This is a genomic window from Actinotalea ferrariae (assembly GCF_019733465.1).
Classification (GTDB): Bacteria; Actinomycetota; Actinomycetes; order Actinomycetales; family Cellulomonadaceae; genus Actinotalea; species Actinotalea ferrariae_A.
This window is the reverse complement of the sequence record NZ_JACVQL010000354.1, coordinates 1-3,113: the sequence shown is the minus strand read 5'-3', so window position 1 is coordinate 3,113 and position 3,113 is coordinate 1. Positions and strand designations below refer to the sequence as shown.

At 76.5% G+C, this 3,113-nt stretch carries 4 protein-coding genes and 1 pseudogene; 4 read left to right on the top strand and 1 reads right to left on the bottom strand.

From position 1 onward, the window contains the following. Positions 1-503 (bottom strand): annotated as a pseudogene (locus ICW40_RS19650) (helicase-associated domain-containing protein); the annotation flags it as partial. A 102-nt stretch (positions 504-605) separates the two neighbouring features. Between ICW40_RS19650 and ICW40_RS19645 the strand changes: the two are divergent. From ICW40_RS19645 to ICW40_RS19630, 4 genes are all read left to right on the top strand, one after another. Beyond that, positions 606-953, top strand: a complete 348-nt coding sequence (locus ICW40_RS19645) for a hypothetical protein (protein ID WP_221655668.1) — start codon at positions 606-608, stop codon at positions 951-953. A gap of 101 nt (positions 954-1,054) precedes the next feature. Beyond that, a complete protein-coding gene (locus ICW40_RS21690; protein WP_221655667.1) occupies positions 1,055-1,438 on the top strand; it encodes a cold-shock protein in 384 nt (127 codons plus the stop codon). Position 1,439: 1 nt separating this feature from the next. Continuing rightward, the gene (locus ICW40_RS19635; protein ID WP_221655666.1) at positions 1,440-2,471 is read left to right on the top strand and encodes a DUF3027 domain-containing protein; all 1,032 of its coding nucleotides are present in this window, start codon (positions 1,440-1,442) and stop codon (positions 2,469-2,471) included. Further along, a partial coding sequence (locus ICW40_RS19630) for a sacsin N-terminal ATP-binding-like domain-containing protein (RefSeq protein WP_374199189.1) occupies positions 2,468-3,113 on the top strand: 646 nt, incomplete at its 3' end. The genes ICW40_RS19635 and ICW40_RS19630, both read left to right, overlap by 4 nt.

Genomic DNA, 3,113 nt, shown 5'->3' with positions numbered 1-3,113 from the left:
AGCCCCAGGTCCGCCGCGAGCCGCGCGAGCCCCTGCGGGCTGCGGCGCCCGAGCGCCTGCCGGAGCGCCGGTCCGAGACCCGCCGGGTAGGGCCCGAGCACCTCGTCGAGCCCGGGCGCCGGCGCCAGGACGGTGGCGGCTCCGGGGGTGCCGGGCGCGCCCTCGACCGTGCCGTCGGGGGTCCACAGGAGCGCGAGGCGCAGGGCGACCGTCGCGGCGGTCCCCGCGTCCGACGGCGAGGAGCCGGTCGCGGCCGTGAGGTCGGCGAGCGTCAGCGGCCCACGGCCGGCGACGCCGTGCAGCGCGAGCGCGGCCTCCAGCAGGTGGAGCACGACGGCGTCGACCGTACCCAGCGCGCGGTCGAGGCTCACGCGGTTCGCGGCCCGCGCGGACAGGGCGCGCAGCGTCGCGGGCGGCGGGGCGGCCAGGTCCGGGCGCTCGGCGAGCAGCGCGGCGACGCCCACCTCGCCGCGGGCGCGCAGGTGCTCGGTGAACGTGGCCATCCTCACCACGATACGTGGGTGGGGGTGCCGGCACGGTTGGCTAGGCTGCCCGGTGATGATGACGCGCCGTCAGATCCGGCGGCGCGCGACGTGAGGAGAACCATGGAGATCGTCCGGGACGTGTTCCTCGTCCTGCACTTCGTCGGGCTGGCCAGCCTCCTGGGCGGCTTCCTCGTGCAGATGAAGCCGCGCACCAAGCGCGTCGAGGCGGCCATGTTCCACGGCGCCCTCACGCAGCTCGTCACGGGCGTCGCGCTCGTCGGCATGGCCTACGCGCTCGGCAACGGCGACGACGTCGACAACGCCAAGATCGGCGTGAAGCTCCTCGTCCTCCTCGTCATCACCGGGCTCGTGGTCGCGGGCCGCCGCAAGGAGAGCGTCTCGACGGGCGTGTGGGGCGCGATCGGCGCGCTGACGCTGGTCAACATCGTCATCGCCGTCGTCTGGTGAGCGGGCTGAGCGCCTGAGCCCGCGCGTCCCGTGAACGGGGGGAGCGCGGCGCGCCGATAGGCTGGGTCCGTACATCTCCGCCCGATCCGTCAGGGGTTCACGTGCCTACCGGCAAGGTCAAGTGGTTCGACGCCGAGCGCGGCTTCGGCTTCATCGCCAGCGACGAGGGCGACGAGGTCTTCCTGCACGCCTCGGCGCTGCCCGCGGGCGTGGCGTCCCCCAAGCCCGGGACCAAGGTGGACTTCGGCGTCGCCGACGGCCGCCGCGGCCCCCAGGCGCTCTCGGTCAAGGTCCTCGACCCGCTGCCGTCGGTCGTCAAGGCGCAGCGCAAGCCGGCCGACGACATGGCGATCATCGTCGAGGACCTCATCAAGGTGCTCGACTCGGTCGGCAACGGCCTGCGCCGCGGCCGCTACCCCGAGAAGGCGAAGGCCACCCAGGTCGCCACGCTGCTCCGGGCCGTCGCCGACGACCTCGAGGCCTGAGATGGCCGCCGCGACGAAGGACGCCGTCCTCTCCTCGGCCGTCGACCTCGCGCGCGCCGCGGCCGAGGAGGTCGCGGAGCGGCCCGAGCTCGTCGGCGAGCACCTCGGCCTCGTCGTCGAGGGCGAGCGCCTGATCTCGCACCGCTTCGCGTCGACCGCCCCGGGCTACCGCGGGTGGGCGTGGACCGTGACCGTCGCGCGCGTGCCGCGCGCCCGCACGGCGACGGTGTGCGAGGTCAACCTGCTCCCCGGTGAGGACGCGCTTATGGCGCCCGCCTGGGTGCCGTGGGCCGAGCGCCTGCGCCCCGGCGACCTCGGTCCCGGCGACGTGCTGCCCTTCCTGCCCGACGACGAGCGGCTCGACCAGGGCTACGAGGCGACCGGCGACGCCGACGCCGACGAGCTCGCGATCTTCGAGCTGGGCCTCGGCCGGGAGCGCGTGCTCTCGCCGCTCGGCCGCTCGGAGGCGGCGCAGCGCTGGTACGCCGGCTCCCACGGGCCGATGGCCCCGCAGGCGCTCGCCGCGAGCGCACCGTGCTCGACGTGCGGCTTCCTCCTGCTCATGGCGGGGTCGCTGCGCACCGAGTTCGGCGTCTGCAGCAACGAGTGGTCGCCCGACGACGGCAAGGTCGTGAGCATGGACCACGGCTGCGGCGCCCACTCGCAGACGGACGTCGCGCCTCAGCCGAGCGACTGGCCCGACACCCCGCGGCCCGACGACATGGACCTCGAGCTGGTCCGCCTCGTCGACGAGGCCCGCGAGGCCGACGCCGCCCAGGCCGAGGCCGAGGCCGCGCCCGAGGCCGTCGTCGCGCCTGAGGCCGACCCCGAGGCGGTCGTCGCGCCCGAGTCGACGCCCGAGGCCGTCGACGCGCCGGAGGCTGAGCGCGAGGCCGACGTCGTGCCCGAGGCCGACGTCGTGCCCGAGGCGGACGCGGCGCCCGAGACGGATGCCACGCCCGAGACGGACGACGAGGCCGCGACCGACGGCGACGTGACCGACGAGCCCGGGTCCGCACCGGCGCAGGAGTGACCGGGGACGCGTTCGCGACCGGGCGGCTGCGCCGCGCGGTCCTGGACGCGTGGCGCGCGCACCCGCCGCGCTTTCGCGAGGACGCGAACGCCGAGGAGGACTACGCCCGGCGCTACTACCGCGACCGGGTCGTGGTCGAGCTCGCGCAGAACGCCGCCGACGCCGCGGCACGCGCCGGCATCCCCGGCCGCCTCGCGCTGCGGCTCGACGGCACGGACCGCGTCACGCTGACCGCGCTCAACACGGGCACACCGCTCGACGCGGACGGCGTCGCGTCGCTCGCGTCCCTCAGGGCCTCGACCAAGCGCGACGCGGCGGCGGTCGGACGCTTCGGCGTCGGGTTCGCGGCGGTGCGCGCGGTCGCCGACGAGGTGACCGTGGCGTCCACCACGGGAGCCGTCCACTTCTCGCTCGCGGCGACGCGGGCGGTGCTCGCCGACGCGGCTGCGCAGCGCGCGTCCGACGACCGGCTCGCGGCCGAGGTCCGGCGGCGGGGCGACTCGCTCCCGCTGCTGCGGCTCCCTGCCGAGGGCGCCGCGCCGCGACACCCCGGGGCGCCGCCGGACGGCTGGGACACGGCCGTCGTGCTCACGCTGCGCGACGACGAGGCGGTCGCGCGCGTCGTCGCCGAGCTCGCCGCCG